The sequence below is a fragment of the Streptomyces huiliensis genome (genome assembly GCF_020037025.1).
In the GTDB taxonomy this organism is placed as follows: Bacteria; Actinomycetota; Actinomycetes; order Streptomycetales; family Streptomycetaceae; genus Streptomyces; species Streptomyces huiliensis.
The window spans coordinates 1-485 of record NZ_JAIQLH010000568.1 but is presented as its reverse complement, the minus strand read 5'-3'; the positions used below and the strand labels follow the sequence as shown (position 1 = coordinate 485).

Annotated in this window: 1 pseudogene; it reads left to right on the top strand. The window is 67.2% G+C overall.

The annotated features are described in order from the left end of the window. Nucleotides 1-471: pseudogene (locus JNW98_RS35895) on the top strand (NF041680 family putative transposase); the annotation flags it as partial. Nucleotides 472-485 lie beyond the last annotated feature (14 nt).

Genomic DNA, 485 nt, shown 5'->3' with positions numbered 1-485 from the left:
GTGTGGTTGTGGTCCTCCAAGACCGGCGCCACTCCGAATGACGTGGACCGCTTCTGGCAGGCATTCCTCCGCCGCTTCGACCTCGAGCACACCTTCCGCTTCGCGAAGCAGACCCTGGGCTGGACCACCCCGAAACTCCGCACTCCCGAGGCAGCGGACCGCTGGACCTGGATCCTGATCGTCGCCCACACCCAGCTTCGACTGGCCCGGCCACTCGCCACGGACCTCCGTAGACCGTGGGAGAAACCCGCCACCGCTGACCGGCTCACCCCGGCACGGGTCCGCCGGGGGTTCAGGAACATCCGCGCTCACCTCGCCTGCCCGGCCCGTGTTCCCCAACCCCGAGGAGCCGGCCCCGGACGACCTCCCGGCGCCAAGAACAAGCACCGGGCACCCCGCTACGACGTCGGCAAAACCGTCAAACGCCCCGAGACCCTCAAGGCCATCGGCAAGCCAGGAAGATCTTGGTAGATAAAGAACAAGCT